Source organism: Methylobacterium sp. E-012 (assembly GCF_057836545.1).
On the sequence record NZ_JBYQEY010000001.1, the window covers coordinates 3,269,186 to 3,284,650 of the forward strand.

The window sequence follows — 15,465 nt, forward strand, 5'->3', positions numbered from 1 at the left end:
ATGGCGACCGCGATCCTGCAGACCGGTCCCGCGCCGGCCAATCGCTCACCAGAAAGTCCCTCGCCGACCCGGCGCGCCCTCTCGGCGGTCCCGCCGCTCGCGGTCAAGGTCGTCGGGACCCGGGTCATCCTGACAGGGCCGGTCGCCGGGCAGCTCGGCCGCGAGCCGGACCTGTCCGCGTTCCTGCACCGCTGCCTGCGGCTCGACCGGCTGGAGCGGCTTCATTTCGACCTCGCGGCGGCGCGGATCGAGCTGCGGTTCGGGGCGCCGGTCGCGGCCGGGGCGGGGCTGCGCGCCATCGCCCGGGTGATGCGGGACACGGGCCCCCGGGAGAATCCGCGCAGCTCCGCCTTCACCCGGCAGGTCGCCGAGCGCGTCTGGCAGGAACCCGTCACCGTATGGCGCTCGGGCCGCCTGCTCTCGACCTGGCGCCTGCATCCCCGTGGCGGCGACCGGGTCCGGCTGTCGCATCAAGCCCTGCGCGACCGGGCGGCGCTGGCGATCGTCGCGGCCGTCCTGGCCCGGTGCGAGGGGGTGGTTGCGGTCGAGGGCCGCTCGGCCCGGGGCGGGTTCCTCGACCTCCGCTGCGACCCGAGCGACCCGCACGGTCTCCTGCGGCTGGTCTCGGAGGCCGAGTCGATCGAGGCGATCCTGCGCCGGCGCGCGGTGGCGCCCTTCACCAATCCGGAGGGCGGGGCCGTCCTGCTCAACGCCAACCTCGCCCTCGCGCTCGGCGCGGCAGCCTTCCCGCCGCTCCTGCCGGCGAGCGCGGCGGCCCTGGCGGTCGCCTCGTGGCCGACGGCGCGGCAGGCATGGCGGCAGCTGCGGCAGCGCCGGGCGGACGTGACGACGGTGCTGACGCTCCTGTCGGCCCTGGCGCTGGTCAACGGCGACCACCTGCCCGCCGCGCTCATGCTGTGGCTGTTCCGGACCTGGGATCTGGTGACCCGCGCGGCCCTGCGCCGGGCCGAGATACGGCTGTTCGAGCGCCTCGCCGCCGCGGCCGGCGACGACCGGGCCGCCCTGCGCGGCGCGGCCGGGGCCGCAATCGCGATCTTCGCGACGGAGCCGCGCTCCCGGGCGGCCACGGCCTTCGCCGATGCGAGCACGCCGCTGATGCTCTGCGTCGGCGCCTCGGCCCTGTTCTCGGGCGGCACGCCGCTCGCGCAGGCCGTGCTGCGGCCGGACTTCTTCAGCACGGTGCTCGTGCAGCGGCGCATCGCCGCCGCCGAGATCGCCCTGCGCCTCGCCGAGCAGGGGATCGTCGTGCGCGATTTCCGGGCGCTGCTGGCGATCCGCGAGGCCGACGAGATCCTGCTCGACGACAGCGTCGCCTGGGACCCGGCGGGCCTGCCGCCGGGCGCGTTCGGCGGCCGGATGGCCGAACTCGGCCTGCGCGAGACCGTGCTGTTCCGGCCGGGGCACGCGGACGAGGCCGACGACCTCGCGGTCCGGCTCGGGGCAACGCGCCACTTCGTCCGCAGCGCGGTGCACAGTCCCGCCAGCTATCTCGCCCAGCAGCGCTTCCTCGGGCACCGGATCATCCACGTCCACGCGGTGCACGGGGCGGATCCGCATGCCCGCTCCGACGTGCCGGTGGCCGTGGGGCCGGCCTTCCTCACCGGCGACGGGGCGGTGCCGATCGGCCTGTCCGCGCCGGATCTCGGGCGCCTGTGCGCGATCGTCGCGCTGGTGCGCTCGACCCAGGGTGAGGAGGCGGCGGTGAAGAAGATCACGATCGCCGTCAACACGGTGCTGATCGGCGCCTGCGTCTATGCCGGCCTGTCGGCGCTCGGCGTCGTGGTGGCCGGCACCGCCGTGACCGCCGGGCTCTGGATCGGCCTCGAAGGGCGCCTCGGCCGGACCGCCGGGCGGCGTCCGGAGCCGTCTCCGGGTCCGGGCGGTGACGCGGGCGCCGAGCCGGCCGCCGCGTCGGCGCGGAGCGCTCTGGAGGCGGCGGCGTGAGCCGCGAGCTGCTGTTCCGGATGCCGGTCGCCTGGCCGCCGGACTGCGACCGGCGCGCGCTCATCGACGCGAGGCTCGACACGCACCTGGCCCACTGGAACGAGCGCCTGTCGCGCTGGTTCAAGCCCGGCCGTCCCGAGGCCGTGTGGCTGTCGGACCGGGTCCTCCAGGTGCGGGCGGCCGCGGTGACCCTCTGGGCGGTGCTCACCGACGGCGAGGTGACGGTGTTCTGGGACGCGCCGCCGGCCGTCCGGCTCCTCGTCAGCCCGAGCCGGCGCGCGGCGATGATTCACGCGTTCCGGGCCGACCTGAGCGCGGCGGCGGCCCGGGCCTGAGGCGGGCGGGGGCCCTGAAGCGTGGCCGCAGATCCGGCACCGGTGTGGCCGCCGCGCCCTTGCATTCGCGCCGTGTTTGCCGGCCCCTGACCCCGTCAGAGGGATCGCGGAGCGGGCAGGGGTGGCGGAGGCGGCGGGCGGCCGGGGCGACCGGGCGAACAATTTCGGGTCGCTGCGCCTGCTGTTCGCGGTCCTGGTGATCCTCGCCCACGCCCCCGAACTGGTGGACGGGAACCGGTCGCGCGAGCTGCTCACGCGGGTCTTCGGCACCCTGTCCCTCGGGGAGGTGGCGGTCGACGGCTTCTTCTTGGTGAGCGGCTATCTGATCACCGCGAGCTACCGCGCCAAGCGCTCCTTCCCGGACTACCTGATGCGGCGGGTGCTGCGGATCTACCCGGCCTTCGTGGTCGCGTCGCTCCTCTGCATCGCCGTCGTCGCCCCCCTGGCCGGCGGCGACCTCGCGGCCGCCTCGCCGCCGGAGACCCTCGTCCGGCTGGCGCTGCTGCTCATGCCGATGGTCCCGGGCGCCTTCGCGACGCTGCCCTACCCGCTGCTCGACGGCTCCATGTGGACCATCCCCTGCGAGTTCGGCTGCTACCTGCTGCTCGGCCTCGTCGGCACCGCCCGCGCCCTGCGGCGGCGGGGCCGCTACCTCGCCCTGCTGGCGGGACTCGGCGGCCTCCTGGTCCTGCGGCGCCTCTTTCTGCCCATCGGCCAGCCGGGCGACGGGCTCGGCGCCCTGTCGGAGATGATCCGCCTCACCTTCGTGTTCGCCTGCGGCGGCGGCTTCCAGCTCTTCGCCGACCGGATCGCCTATACCGGCCGGGGCGCGGCGCTCGCCGCCCTGCTGCTCCTGCCGCTGATGTTCAGCCCGCCGCTGGCCGAGCCGGCCTTCGCGATCCTCGGCGGCTACCTGATCTTCTGGTTCGCCTTCGCGGTGCGCCCCAACGCCCTCAGCCGCGCCACCGCGCAGGTCGACCCCTCCTACGGACTCTACCTCTACGCCTGGCCGATCCAGAACCTGCTGGTCGCCCGGGTGCCCGGAATCTCCCCCTGGACGGAGGCGGCCCTGGCCCTCGCGGCCGCCATCCCCCTCGGTCTCCTGAGCTGGTACCTGGTCGAGCGGCCGGCGCTCCGGTACCGGCCGGGCGGCGCGGCCGGCCTTGGCCCGGGCGAAGCGCTGGCCGCCAAGCCCGCCCTCGGCCCGTGAGGACCGCCGCCCTCGGAGCCGATGGGGATCGATGTCGCGGCAACCAGGACGGGGCCACCGGGTTGTCGAGGGTCCCGGCTATCTGCATCGCGTCGGAACGCGGCCTCGCGAAGGCGAGTGCATCAGCCCCGTCAGCGAGCCGCCCATGACCGACCCGATCACACTGCCCCCCGCGGTCGCGGATGCCCGCCGCCTCGATGCGCTGCGGGACTACGACATCCTCGACACGCCCCCGGAGGAGGGGTTCGACGACATCGTCGAGCTGGCGCGGATGACCTGTGCGGCCCCGGTCGCCCTCGTCAGCCTGGTCGCGGGCGACCGGCAATGGTTCAAGGCGCGGGCCGGCTTCGCGCCGTGCGAGACATCCCTCGACAAGTCCGTCTGCGCGCATGTCCTGGGCGCCCCCGATCTGCTGGTGATCCCCGACCTCACCCAGGACCCCCGCACGCGGGAGAATCCCCTCGTCACCGGCGCGCCGCACCTGCGCTTCTATGCCGGCGCGCCGTTGCAGGAGCGGGGCGGCCAGCGTCTCGGCAGCCTCTGCGTGATCGACCTCGTCCCCCGTCCGGGGGGCCTCGACGACCGGCAGGCCGGAGCCCTGCGGGCGCTGGCCGGGCAGGTCATGTCCCAGATGGACCTGCGCCGCGGGGCCGCCGACCGGGAGCGCATCCTGGCGGGCCAGACCGCCTTGATCGCGCAGCAGAACGCCCTGATTGCCGCACAGGCTGCGGTCACGCGGGCGGATGGGAACCGGGACGCCATCCTCGACGCCCTCGTCGGCGGCGTCATGGATGCCATCCCCCAGGCCGAGGGCGGCGTCATCGAATTGCGCGACGGCGACGCGCTCGCCTACCGCGCCGCGCGCGGCACGCTGGCGGCCCATGCCGGCCTGCGGGTCCCCATCGACGGCAGCCTCGCGGGCCATTGCCTAACGACCGGCAAGCCGGTGCTCTGCCCCGACGTGGTCCTCGACCCCCGGGTCAAGCGCGAACTCCTGGCGCAGCTCGGCCTGCGTTCCGCCATCTGCGTCCCGATCCTGCGGGGCCACGCGACCATCGGCGTCCTGAAGCTGCAGTCGAGCCATACGGACGCGTTCTCGGGCCGAGACCTCCGCATCGCGACCCTGTTCGCCGGGGCGATCCCGGCGGGCCTGGCCGAGGCCGGCGAGGCGGAGGCGCGCCGCGGGATCCGCGCCAGCGAGGCGACCCTGCGCACTGTGATGGAGACGCTGCCCGTCGGCGTCCTCATCGCCGAGGCCCCCAGCGGCCGCATCGTCGGGCACAACGCCCGGGTCGAGGCCATCCTCGGGCAGGCGATGCCCCCCGGGGCGTTCGACGGCGCCTCCACCGACTGGGTCGGGCTGCACGCGGACGGGCGCCCGGTCGCGCCCGCGGAGTGGCCGCTCGTGCGCGTGGCGCGGGACGGCGCGGCGGCCGCCGAGCTCGAGGTCGACTATCGCCGGGGGGACGGCACCCGCGCCTGGGTGGGGTTCTCCGGCGTCCCGATGCGCGACGACGAGGGCCGCGTCGTCGGAGCCGTCGTGGTGGTCACGGATATCGACGAACGCAAGCGCGCCGAGCTGCAGCTCGCGGCCGCCAAGCACGCCGCGGAGGAAGCCAACCGGGCCAAGAGCGAGTTCCTCGCCAACATGAGCCACGAGCTGCGCACCCCGCTCTCGGCGGTGATCGGGTATTCCGAGATGCTGCAGGAGGAGATGGAGGATCTCGGCCACGAGAACCTCCTGCCCGACATGCGCAAGATCGAGGCGAACGCCCGCCATCTCCTCGGGCTGATCAACGCCGTCCTCGACCTCTCGAAGATCGAGGCCGAGCGGATGGAGACCTATGTCGAGGATTTCTCGGTCGAATCCGTCGTGCGCGACGTCGCCTCGACCGTCGAGGCGCTGGTCGCCAAGAAGGGCAACGTCCTCAGCCTCGACCTCGGCGCGGACCTGGGCGAGGCGCGCACCGACGTGACCAAGCTCCGGCAATGCCTGATCAACCTCCTCGGCAACGCCGCAAAATTCACCGAGGCGGGGCAGATCACGCTGTCGGTCGGGCGTGACACGGGGGAGGGGGGCGACTGGCTGACGTTCCGCGTGGCCGATACCGGCATCGGCATGAGTTGCGAGCAGCAGGAGCGGCTGTTCGAGCGGTTCACCCAGGCCGATGCCTCGACAACGCGCAAGTTCGGCGGCACCGGGCTCGGCCTTTCCATCACCCGCGCCTTCGTCGGCATGCTGGGCGGCGCGATCTCCGTGGCGAGCGACGAGGGACGCGGGACCACCTTCACGGTGTCGATGCCCGCGCGCATCGCCGGCACCGCGGCCGGCGATGCGGCGCAGACCCTGCCCGATACGGAGGGCCGGCCTTCCGAGGCCGATGGCCCCGGACAGGGCCTCGTCCTCGTCGTGGACGACGACCCGGCGACGCGGGAACTGGTCGCCCGCTTCCTGGAGCGCGACGGGTTCCGGGTGGCGGTGGCGGCCGACGGCCGGGAGGGCATGGAGAAGACCCGGGCCCTGAAGCCGCGGGTGGTCCTGCTCGACGTGACCATGCCGCAGATGGACGGGTGGTCGGTGCTGCGGGCGCTCCGGGGCGATGCCGAGCTCGGCAGCACGCCCGTGGTCATCGTGACGGTTTTGAACGAGCGGAACCTCGCCTTCTCCCTCGGCGCCACCGATTACCTGCAGAAGCCGCTGGACTGGGATGAACTCCACGGGGTGATGGAGCGCTTCCGCCCGCCGGCCCATGCGGAATCACTGCCCATGCCGGCCGAGGAAGCCACCAGCCAGGGGTGATCCGGTCGTCCGGCGACGGGTGCCGTCCGTCAATCCGCCCTGTGGATGGCCCTGACGACCTGGGCCTGATTGTAGGGCTTCGGCACGAATTGGCCGTGGTCGGGAACGTCCCGGTCGGCGAAGCGATGCCGCCCGGAGGTCAGCACCAGGCGGATGTCGGGCCAGGCCTGGTGGACGCGCTCGGACAGGGTCATCCCGCACATCGAGCCCGGCATGTCGACATCGGTGAACAGCACGCCGATGTCCGACCGCTCGTGCAGGATGAACCACGCCTCGTCCGCATGGCGCGCCTCGATCACCGCGAAGCCGGCATCCTCGAGCAATGCGACGGCATTCATCCGCACGAGATCATCGTCTTCCACGACGAGGATGATGGATGCTTCAGGGGCGCGCTTCAGCGACATGGCCGGTCAACAGGCAAGGCCGCCATCGGTTGCACGGCCACGACGGCGATTGCGCATGTGTCGCGTCGGCATCCGTCCGTGACGGCGCGCATGCCGCGGCATGGAGCAAACGGGCCGGCGCCGGGTTTCCAGTCCCGTCGGTTGAAACCGGCCCTCCTGCCTCCCAGACCGAACAGAACGCACATGGTTGACGATCCTGCCTTGACCGGCGACGCGTGGACCCTCGCCAGCTTCACCGGCGCGATCCACCGGGGCGGGGTCGGCCTGTGGGCCTGGTCCCCGGAGCGTCGCCTGGCGCAGCTCGATGGCCTGTGCCGGACGTTCTGGGGGACCGCCGAATCCACCGTGGGCATCGACACCTTGTTCGCGCAGGTGAACCCGGAGGACCGGGACGCGATGATGCTGGACTGGGCGGCGAGCGCCACCGAGCCGCGTGCCTACGCGTTCGACTTCCGCATCGGCGCGGGGGCGGATGCCCGCTGGATCTCCGCCCGCGGTGTGGGCGGTGACGAGGGCCGGGTCGGGGAGTGGGTGCAGGCCATCTTCCTCGACATCACCGATCGCAGGCGCGCCGAGGAGGCCGAGCGGCTGCTGACCGCGGAACTGGCCCACCGCGTCTCGAACATGTTCACGGTCGCCAGGGCGCTGACCGCCATGGTCGCCCGGGAAGCCAAGTCGGCCCCGAGCTTCGCCGAGGACCTCTCCCGGCGGTTCGGGGTCCTGCACGAGGCGACGACCCTGGCGACGCGCCGGCACGGGTCGGACCACGGCAACGTCAAATTGCAGCAGCTCGCGCAGCGCATCCTGTCGCCGTACCGCCAGGGTGCCAACGTCACCATCGACATCGAGGAGGCCGCCGCTATCGGCCCCGACCAGGTCAACGACTACGCCATGATCCTCCACGAACTCGCCACCAACTCGGCCAAGTACGGGGCGCTGTCCGGGGGCGGCCTGCTCACGGTGGCGGGACACATCATGGATCGGACGTTGACCTTCACCTGGGACGAGGGCGCGGCCGCGCCCACGGATGTCGAGGCCGAAGGCACCGGATTCGGCTCGCGCCTGCTCAAGCAGACCATCGAGCGCAGCCTCGGAGGCCACTTCCGCCGGACCATCGACGCGGATGGCCTGCACTTCGAGATGGTCGTCCCGACCCGATAGCGGTGTGCCCCCTCCGGTCGAAGCCGACGGGGGCATGGACGGCGCGGTCGGCACGGCCCGGAGCGGCGCCGGTCTTGACCTGAACGGAGAGCATGGCCTCGGTCAGGCCATGGCGGTCTCGTTCTCGTCCGCGGGCGTCCTCTCGGGTGAGGGTCCTACCGCGTCTCAGAGCCCGTTTGCCTGCGCGGCTGCAGTCGCGTCACGGTTTTACCGGATGGGATTCCCGATCTTCGCCCTCATCCTGAGGAGCCGGAGCGCAGCGGAGGCCGCGAAGGAGCCCTCCTTCGCGGCCCGCTCCGCGGTCGCCTCAGGATGCGGGCGAGGATCGGACGACCCACGTCGAACAGGCCCTGACATCCGTTCCCCGTCGCAACGCGATCGGGGACGGCTCTAGGCGGGGATGCGGTCGATGCTGGCCGTATCCTCCTCCGCGACACCGTTCTCGCGGTGACGGAACGCGCTGAGGGCCTGGTAGACCTGAAGCCGCGCGCGCATCACGGACCCGAGGGGCCGGTGCGCCGCAAGGCTATGGGCCGGGCGGAAGGTCATGACCTCGTCGAAGTAGCGCACCCGGTCCGGCGCGTAGGCATCCTGCCGGGGCAGGCGCAGGGTCGCGACCGTGCGATACGGGCTGACCGCGACGGGCCAGTCGACCGAGGCGTCCTCGATGGGTTGGCGCTCGGCATCGGCCCAGAGCTGGGCCTTCAGCTCGAACACCACCGCCTGCTCCCGGAAGAACGCCACCGTGGCGTGACGGAAGCCGTCCGCGTCCTGATCGGGATCGAGCCGCCATTCGGACAGGGCGCGCTGGCTGTCGGTCGCCGGCAGGGCACCGAGCTTGGCCACGTAGTCGCCGTAGCGGATCGGCGCCTGGCTGAAGTAGCTGTCGGCCAGGGGGTGGCTGTAGGGGTGGCCGAAGAAGTCGGCGAAGGCGCTGTCCGTCCCGAACGCGTGCAGCGTCCGGTTGAGGGTGCGCAGGGTCGAGGCCACCGCGCTCTTGACCCCCTCCGGCAGACCGGTCGCCTTGCCGATGACGGTGCCGTCGCGCAGGAAGCCGGCGGCCGTGCCCGAGGGAAAGGTGGTCCCGGTGGCGAGGACGAAGTCCTGGGTGTCGGCGGCGTGGCCGGGCAGCTTCTCGCCGGGCACGTCGAACACCTTGATCGCCATGCCGCGGTGGGTCGAGACGCGGTCGCCGAGCGTCTCGCCCGGACCCTGCGCGAAGCGGACCGCGACCGGGTGCACGCCCGGCCTGGCGAACAGGCCCTGGGCCAGTTCGGGCGGCAGGCCGGGGGCGATCGTGAGCTCGCCGGTGACGCAGGCCGAACTCTTGGCGTGGCTGGCGCGCACCGCATGGTGCTCCCGGGCCTCGACCGTCTCGGATTGCCGCGTCATGCCCTGGATGATGCCGTCGATGGTCGCCTGCTCGTCCGGGGCGGGCGTCTCGATGTCGGGGGCGTATCGCAGGTAGGTCATTCTCAGCCTCGCGGGGTGAGAGGGCGGGGACGTGTCCCGCCCCCTTGGATCGATGGCCGGTTCACCCGGAGGCCGTTCCGGGCCGCGTCAGGCGCTGCGGGCCTGGGCGGAATGGCGGCCCTCGGCGAATTCCTCGACGATCTTCGCGCAGAAGGCCGGCAGATCCTTCGGGTTGCGGCTCGTGACGAGGCCCTGGTCGACGACGACCTCCGCGTCGACCCAGGTGCCACCCGCGTTGCGGATGTCGGTCTTCACGGTCGGGAAGGAGGTTAGCGTGCGCCCCTTCACCACCTCGGCCTCGATCAGCGTCCAGGGCCCGTGGCAGATGACGCCCACCGGTTTGCCCTGGGCGAAGAAGTCCCGGATGAAGGCGATGGCGGCCGCGCTGCCCCGGAGCTTGTCGGCGCCGACGCTGCCGCCGGGGATGACGAGCCCCTGGAAATCCGACGCCGCGACGGCCTCGACCGTCCGGTCGACCGGGTAGCGCCCGGCGGGGTCGAGGTCGTTGTTGACCGTCTCCGCCTCGCCGGCCTCCAGGCCGACGACCGTCACGGTCGCCCCGGCCTGCACCAGCGCGTCGCGCGGCTTCGTGAATTCAGGCTCCTCGGTCCCGCGCGGCGCGATCAGGATGGCGATCTTCCGGCCCTGCAATGTCATGGCGTATGTCTCGTGTTGATTGGTCGATTCGGACTGGTCGGGAGGGCGCTCGCTCGCGCCGAAGCGGCGAGGCCCCTGGTTTCGCGTCATCTTTTTTCCGAAAGCCGGAACCCGCCTGTCGGGGTGATGCTCTAGCGGGTGAAGGCGGCCCAGGTTTTCCCGCCCCGGCTCCGTGCGGCCAGAGACGCGGCCGCCGGTTCCAGCGCCGACGGCATCATCGCGGCGGCGGTGGATACCAGGCCGGCCATGGCCCGGAGATCCTCCGGCTGCCGCGGGTCGCGCGCGAGCGCCGCGGCCTCGCGCTGGAGGCGAAGGTTGCAGCCTTTCGATGCGAGGCCGCCATCGGGGGTGCACGCGTCGTGGCGGGCGCAGGCCGCGTCGAGGGCATCCACCGGGGCGGCGGGCGCGTTGTTGCCCGGGCCGCAATAGTTGCCGTGTATCAGGGTCGCCCGCGGGTGCTCCCCCGCGGTCTGTGCGCCGGCCGGCCCTGCAAGGACGAAGGCGAGCGGCAACGCTGAAGCGAACCGATAGACCATTTTGGGCTTGCCCTCGGATATCTAGCCACCCTGTGCTTGTGCACGCGGGGCTTCCACTGCGATTTCGGCGGGAGAAGCCTGGCCAACACCCTCCGGTTCCAGGCTGGTCGCAATGTCGCAACCGCCAACGCTTGCGAGACCCGGCCGGGCGTCCCGGAGGCAGGCCACCCGCATGGGGTCGCCGGGGCCCGTCGAATCTCCGCAATCACGGCGGCGCGAGGCATGTTCATCAGGTCCTAATAAAAAATACACGGCGCATCGACTGCTATTTTGAAGATCGACGGCATCGGACATCTTGCCTGTTGCTGACCGATGGCCGGGAACGGAGCGCGGCGCGCGTCGTTCATCCCGGAACCACACCGATCCGGAGCCCCCGATCTTGCAAGCGCCCGTCCGCTACACCCCCCAGGTCGAACAGGTCGGCCCCGACGAGGACGCGACGATCGACGCGTTGAACGCGACGTTCGACGGGATCCTGCAGACCGTCGCCGATCATTCCGGCCATGCCGTCAGATCCGTGCATGCCAAGGCGCACGGCATCCTCGAAGGCGTGCTGATGATCGACGCGGACCTGCTCCCCGAACTTGCCCAGGGGCTGTTCGCCACGCCCGGCACCCACAAGGTCTACATGCGCATGTCGACCAATGCTGGGGATATCCTGCCCGACGCCGTCTCGCTTCCCCGCGGCCTCGCCCTGAAGGTGCTCGACGTGGCGGGCGAGCGCCTGCCGGGCGCCGAGGGCACGACCCAGAACTTCATCTTGGTCAACGGCACGGTGTTCCAGGCGCCGAACGCCGCGAAGTTCCTCGGCAGCCTGAAGCTGCTCGCCGGCACCACCGACCGGGTCGAGGGCCTGAAGGTCGCTGCCTCCACGGTGCTGCGCGGGGTGAACAAGGCCCTCCATGCCGTCGGCATCGACAGCCCGACCGTCGGCGCGCTCGGCGGGGCCCCGAACGTCGACCCGCTGGGCGAGACCTATTACAGCGTCACGCCGTTCCGGTACGGCGACCACATCGCCAAGTTCTCGGTCGCCCCCGTCGCGCCGGCCCTCACCGCGCTGACCGGCACCGAGATCGACGCCTCCGGCCGCCCGAATGCGATCCGCGAGACGGTGCGGTCCGAGATGGCCGGCATCGCGGGCACCTGGGAGTTCCGCGTCCAGCTCTGCCGCGACCTCGAACGCCAGCCGGTCGAGGATCCGACCGTCGAATGGAAGCAGGACGAGGCGCCGTTCCAGCGGGTCGGGCTCATCCGGGTCGAGCCACAGGACAGCTGGGACCCCAGCCGCGTCCAGGCGGTCGACGAGGAGATGCGCTTCAGCGTCTGGACCGGGCTCGCCGCGCACCGGCCGCTCGGCAACATCAACCGCGCCCGCAACGCCCCCTACCGGCACTCGGCCGCGTTCCGCCAGCGCTTCAACGGCTGCCCGATCCACGAGCCCAGCGCCGGGCGCTGAGGGCGTCGCAGTCCCGGACCGTGCCGACCCGCGGGACGCCCCGCGGTCCGGGCGGCGTTTACGCCGGCGGCGGCGCGAGGGTCAGGTCGAGCTGGGCGCTGGCGGTGTCGCGTCCCATCCTCCGGTCGAGGGCGCGCAGCACCGGTGTGACGGTGACGCCGTGCATCAGGATGGAGATCAGCACCGTGAGGCCGGCCGTGGCCCAGAGCAGATCCATCTGCTCGAACGCGGCATGCCCGAACGCGTAGGACAGGTAATAGACCGTCCCGAGCCCCCGGATGCCGAAGAAGCTCACGACCGCGCGGTCCCCGAGGGAGCGCCCGCTGCCGAGGAGGCCGATCCAGCCGCTCAAGGGCCGGACCAGCAGGAGTGCCACCATGGCGAACGCGGCCGCCGGCCAGGTCAGGGCGTGCAGCAACCCGCCGCCGACGAGCACCGCGCCGAACCCGACGAGCAGCACCATCATCAGCAGGCGCTCGAGCTCCTCGGCGTAGTCGTGCATCTTGCGATGGTAGTCGTGACCCTGGCTCGAGGCGCGCAGGGCGAGTGCGGCCGCGAACACGCCTACGAAGCCGTAGCCGTCGACGGCCTGGACGCAGCCATAGGCGATGCAGGTCACGCCCAGGGCGACGAACCCGTCCCCGGTCCGGGACAGCTTCGACAGGTTCGGCAGATGGAAGGTCAGCCAGCCCAGCGCCCGGCCGATCACCGCCCCGAGCATCGCGCCGACGGCGATCTTCCAGAGGACGTCGACGGCCAACCAGTGCGACCAGGACAGGCCGGCGAGGCCGCCGCCCCCGGCCAGCGCGAGGGCGAGGTTCACGAACGGGAAGGCGAGCCCGTCGTTGAGGCCGGCCTCGGAGGTCAGGGCGAAGCGCGGCTCGTCCTCGTGATCCTCGTCGGGATGGCCGACCTGGACGTCCGAGGCGAGCACCGGGTCGGTGGGGGCGAGCGAGGCCGCCAGCAGCAGCGCGGCGGCGGTGCCCAGCCCCAGGAGGGCCGTGCCCAGGGCCGTGAGGGCCAGGATGGTCAGCGGCATGCCGATGCCGAGCATGCGCCACGTGACCGCCCAGCGCCGCCAGCCGATCATGCGGTCGATCTTCAGGCCCGCCCCCATCAGCGAGATGACGACGACCGCCTCGGTGGCGTGCTCGATGAGCGCCAGGTGCAGGCCGGGATGGGGCGTGAGGTCGTACACCATCGGGACGGTGGACAGGGCCGCGCCGAGGCCGACGCAGCAGATCGGCAGCGACAGGGGCAGCGCCCGGAGCACCATCGGCAGCCACGCGGTCAGCAGCACCAGCACACCGAACCCGGCGACGACGAGGACGTAGGGTTCCATGAAGGGGCAAAGACCTCCGGGCGCGCACGGTTTCCCGGAACGGCGCGCCCGCGACAAAAGCGGCGTCTGATGCCGTCGACGGGGCGGGTGTCCGCGCAGGACCTGGGGCTACGAGCAGGCTTCGAGCGAGGCCACCGAATCGCCGTTCCAGACGATGCCGAACCCGGCCTCCGCCACGGCCTCCGTGACGACCGCCTTCCAGTCCGTGAGCGGACGGTCCTCCGCCCGGGCGAAGACGCGCTCGCAGATCCGGCCGACGCTGCCAACCGAGGCGGCGCCGCGCTCGGCCCAGTGCCGGTTCAGGGGGATCAGGGCGGCGTCGTAGAGCCGCGCCCGGGCGTCCATGGCGAGGAGATCCAGGCGCATGTCCTCGATCTCGGCGGGTCCGATCATCTCCAGGAGTCCTTCTGCTGGTGGCGGCGGGTCGATGCCCCTGAACGCGCGCCTACGGCAGGGCGCCGATCATGCCCTTGGCCTCGGTCATCGTGTTCTCGCAGGCGCGCTTGTCGCCCCGCCGGTCCTCCTCGCCCGCCCGCAGGATCAGGGTCCGCGCGATGACGACGTGGTCGGCCGTCGAGACGGTGTCGGGGTCGCTGGGCGCGTCGAGGCGCGCCGCGGTCACCCCGCGCGGCGAGCCCGTCCGCAGGGTGTGCCCCGCCTGCAAGCCGGCGACCTGGACGGCGCCGGCGCTGTCGAGGCGGCGCGCGATGGTCCCGATTTGCTCGGCGCAGGAGGACGCCACGGCCGGAAGCGGCAGGGTCGCGAGGGTCAGGGCGGTGAGGCTGAGCACGAGGCGCATCGGGGTACTCTCGGAGAGCGGCCGCATCGCGGCGTCCCTCGACGAGGGGATGACCTGATGCCGTCCCTCACGCGGCGATGCGAGGGTAGCACCCATCCAACGGCCCGGGACGCGTTATGTTGCATCGCAATAAAACGGCCCGGCGGCGCCCTCGGGATTCACCGGCGGTCAAATCCGAGCGGGCCGACGGGATCACCCCTGCAGCCGACCGACCGTGCCGGCATGGTCGACCGGGCCGTGCTGGAGACCCCGCCAGCCGAGCCAGCCGGTATAGAGCCCAACCAGGACGATCAGCGCCGCCGAGGCGTAGGGGGCCTGCCGGGCGAAGCGGCCGAGCCCGGGCCAGCGGCCGCCGATGTGCCGGACGCTCAGCGCCGCGATCACGCCGGCCGACACCATGGTGATCGCCAGCCCGATGCTGAAGCACACGACCAGCGCGAAGCCCAGGCTGAGCTGCTTCAGCTGGATGCAGAGCAGGAGGACCGTGATCGCGGCCGGACACGGGATCAGGCCGCCGGTCAGGCCGAACAGCACGATCTGACCCGTCGTCACCGGGCGTCCGGAGAACCGCCGCCGGATATCCTCGGCATGGGCGCGGGCATGGGCGTCGTCCGCCGCGCCCAGGTCCATCGGATCATGGTCGTGGTCATGATCATGGTCGTGCTCCGCGAACGCGACCGCGTGGATCTCCGGGCCGGCCGATCCGACCAGCTTCAGCCGCGCCGTGAAGGCATGCGGCTCCGGGATCGCCTCCGTGCTCTCCAGAAACGCGCCCGCACGCGCGAAGGCGAAGGCCGTGCGGTCGCCGTCCGGTCGGACGGTCTCGAGGGTGACGTGCTGCGGCGGGGGCAGCACGCCCTTGATCCGGCTTAGGCGCCACCGGGGCGGCACGCCGTCCTCGAACACCTCCAACCTGAACACGCCGTCACGGGCGGTGACGCGCGTCGCGTCGTCGGCGTGGGGGTGGTGATGCGCGTCGGACTGCGCCCGCCACGTCCGCCAGAGCATCCAGAGCGCGATGCCGACGATCAGGACGGCCGAGGCGAGCTGGAAGTACGGCTCGCCGGTCTCGCCGCCCCATTCCTGGCCGAGATATTGGCCGCCCAGCGCGATCACCCACACCACCGCCGTGTGCGAGAGGGTCGCGGCCAGCCCCAGCAGCACCGCCTGCAGGACCGTGCCCCGCACCGCGATGATGAACGCCGCCATCATCGTCTTGGCGTGGCCGGGTTCGAGCCCGTGCAGGGCGCCCAGCAGGATCGCGGTCGGCACGAACAGCCAGGCGTGCGCGGTCCCCTGCCGGAGCAGGTCGGTCAACGGCGTCATG

Annotated in this window: 14 protein-coding genes; 6 read left to right on the forward strand and 8 right to left on the reverse strand. The window is 72.3% G+C overall.

Annotated features, from left to right (window positions below; genetic code table 11):
* The 4 genes from AC3IF1_RS15810 (at nucleotide 1) to AC3IF1_RS15825 (ending at nucleotide 6,310) form a co-directional block, all read left to right on the forward strand.
* Nucleotides 1-1,965, forward strand: coding sequence for a hypothetical protein (locus AC3IF1_RS15810; protein ID WP_489218367.1), 1,965 nt, complete (start codon nucleotides 1-3; stop codon nucleotides 1,963-1,965).
* Nucleotides 1,962-2,300: a hypothetical protein gene (locus tag AC3IF1_RS15815; protein ID WP_489218368.1), complete on the forward strand. Its 339-nt coding sequence runs from the start codon at nucleotides 1,962-1,964 to the stop codon at nucleotides 2,298-2,300. Before AC3IF1_RS15810 ends, AC3IF1_RS15815 begins: the two co-directional genes overlap by 4 nt.
* 121 nt (nucleotides 2,301-2,421) lie before the next feature.
* Entirely contained in the window at nucleotides 2,422-3,510 is a 1,089-nt protein-coding gene (locus AC3IF1_RS15820; protein ID WP_489218369.1) for an acyltransferase family protein, read from the forward strand.
* A gap of 145 nt (nucleotides 3,511-3,655) precedes the next feature.
* On the forward strand, nucleotides 3,656-6,310 hold the full coding sequence (locus AC3IF1_RS15825) for an ATP-binding protein (protein ID WP_489218370.1): 2,655 nt from the start codon (nucleotides 3,656-3,658) through the stop codon (nucleotides 6,308-6,310).
* 29 nt (nucleotides 6,311-6,339) lie between these two features.
* Here the strand turns inward: AC3IF1_RS15825 and AC3IF1_RS15830 are convergent, their stop codons facing one another.
* The gene (locus AC3IF1_RS15830; protein WP_243970181.1) at nucleotides 6,340-6,714 is read right to left on the reverse strand and encodes a response regulator; all 375 of its coding nucleotides are present in this window, start codon (nucleotides 6,712-6,714) and stop codon (nucleotides 6,340-6,342) included.
* A 183-nt stretch (nucleotides 6,715-6,897) separates the two neighbouring features.
* Here AC3IF1_RS15830 and AC3IF1_RS15835 point away from each other — a divergent pair, with 183 nt between their 5' ends.
* A complete protein-coding gene (locus AC3IF1_RS15835; protein ID WP_489218371.1) occupies nucleotides 6,898-7,875 on the forward strand; it encodes a sensor histidine kinase in 978 nt (325 codons plus the stop codon).
* A 390-nt stretch (nucleotides 7,876-8,265) separates the two neighbouring features.
* Here the strand turns inward: AC3IF1_RS15835 and AC3IF1_RS15840 are convergent, their stop codons facing one another.
* The 3 genes from AC3IF1_RS15840 to AC3IF1_RS15850 all read right to left on the reverse strand — a co-directional run bounded on the left by AC3IF1_RS15840 (nucleotide 8,266) and on the right by AC3IF1_RS15850 (nucleotide 10,541).
* Nucleotides 8,266-9,348: a catalase family protein gene (locus tag AC3IF1_RS15840; protein WP_243970177.1), complete on the reverse strand. Its 1,083-nt coding sequence runs from the start codon at nucleotides 9,346-9,348 to the stop codon at nucleotides 8,266-8,268.
* Between the two features lie 87 nt (nucleotides 9,349-9,435).
* The gene (locus AC3IF1_RS15845; protein WP_489218373.1) at nucleotides 9,436-10,005 is read right to left on the reverse strand and encodes a type 1 glutamine amidotransferase domain-containing protein; all 570 of its coding nucleotides are present in this window, start codon (nucleotides 10,003-10,005) and stop codon (nucleotides 9,436-9,438) included.
* Between the two features lie 131 nt (nucleotides 10,006-10,136).
* A complete protein-coding gene (locus tag AC3IF1_RS15850) occupies nucleotides 10,137-10,541 on the reverse strand; it encodes a phospholipase A2 family protein (protein WP_489218375.1) in 405 nt (134 codons plus the stop codon).
* Nucleotides 10,542-10,920: 379 nt separating this feature from the next.
* Here AC3IF1_RS15850 and AC3IF1_RS15855 point away from each other — a divergent pair, with 379 nt between their 5' ends.
* Nucleotides 10,921-11,997 (forward strand): catalase family protein, encoded by a 1,077-nt coding sequence (locus tag AC3IF1_RS15855; RefSeq protein ID WP_489218376.1) that lies wholly within the window; start codon nucleotides 10,921-10,923, stop codon nucleotides 11,995-11,997.
* A 58-nt stretch (nucleotides 11,998-12,055) separates the two neighbouring features.
* Here the strand turns inward: AC3IF1_RS15855 and AC3IF1_RS15860 are convergent, their stop codons facing one another.
* The 4 genes from AC3IF1_RS15860 to AC3IF1_RS15875 all read right to left on the reverse strand — a co-directional run bounded on the left by AC3IF1_RS15860 (nucleotide 12,056) and on the right by AC3IF1_RS15875 (nucleotide 15,464).
* Nucleotides 12,056-13,339, reverse strand: coding sequence for a cation:proton antiporter (locus tag AC3IF1_RS15860; protein ID WP_489218377.1), 1,284 nt, complete (start codon nucleotides 13,337-13,339; stop codon nucleotides 12,056-12,058).
* Between the two features lie 108 nt (nucleotides 13,340-13,447).
* The gene (locus AC3IF1_RS15865; protein ID WP_489218378.1) at nucleotides 13,448-13,732 is read right to left on the reverse strand and encodes a hypothetical protein; all 285 of its coding nucleotides are present in this window, start codon (nucleotides 13,730-13,732) and stop codon (nucleotides 13,448-13,450) included.
* Nucleotides 13,733-13,784: 52 nt separating this feature from the next.
* On the reverse strand, nucleotides 13,785-14,165 hold the full coding sequence (locus tag AC3IF1_RS15870; RefSeq protein ID WP_243970166.1) for a hypothetical protein: 381 nt from the start codon (nucleotides 14,163-14,165) through the stop codon (nucleotides 13,785-13,787).
* Between the two features lie 165 nt (nucleotides 14,166-14,330).
* Complete coding sequence (locus AC3IF1_RS15875) at nucleotides 14,331-15,464, reverse strand: nickel/cobalt efflux transporter (protein WP_489218379.1); 1,134 nt, start codon at nucleotides 15,462-15,464, stop codon at nucleotides 14,331-14,333.
* Nucleotide 15,465 lies beyond the last annotated feature (1 nt).

Coding starts and splice junctions, on each gene's coding strand:
- AC3IF1_RS15810 (WP_489218367.1), top strand. CDS start 1: ATGGCGACCGCGATCCTGCAGACCGGTCCCGCGCCGGCCAATCGCTCA.
- AC3IF1_RS15825 (WP_489218370.1), top strand. CDS start 3,656: ATGACCGACCCGATCACACTGCCCCCCGCGGTCGCGGATGCCCGCCGC.
- AC3IF1_RS15830 (WP_243970181.1), bottom strand. CDS start 6,714: ATGTCGCTGAAGCGCGCCCCTGAAGCATCCATCATCCTCGTCGTGGAA.
- AC3IF1_RS15835 (WP_489218371.1), top strand. CDS start 6,898: ATGGTTGACGATCCTGCCTTGACCGGCGACGCGTGGACCCTCGCCAGC.
- AC3IF1_RS15840 (WP_243970177.1), bottom strand. CDS start 9,348: ATGACCTACCTGCGATACGCCCCCGACATCGAGACGCCCGCCCCGGAC.
- AC3IF1_RS15845 (WP_489218373.1), bottom strand. CDS start 10,005: ATGACATTGCAGGGCCGGAAGATCGCCATCCTGATCGCGCCGCGCGGG.
- AC3IF1_RS15850 (WP_489218375.1), bottom strand. CDS start 10,541: ATGGTCTATCGGTTCGCTTCAGCGTTGCCGCTCGCCTTCGTCCTTGCA.
- AC3IF1_RS15860 (WP_489218377.1), bottom strand. CDS start 13,339: ATGGAACCCTACGTCCTCGTCGTCGCCGGGTTCGGTGTGCTGGTGCTG.
- AC3IF1_RS15865 (WP_489218378.1), bottom strand. CDS start 13,732: ATGATCGGACCCGCCGAGATCGAGGACATGCGCCTGGATCTCCTCGCC.
- AC3IF1_RS15870 (WP_243970166.1), bottom strand. CDS start 14,165: ATGCGGCCGCTCTCCGAGAGTACCCCGATGCGCCTCGTGCTCAGCCTC.
- AC3IF1_RS15875 (WP_489218379.1), bottom strand. CDS start 15,464: ATGACGCCGTTGACCGACCTGCTCCGGCAGGGGACCGCGCACGCCTGG.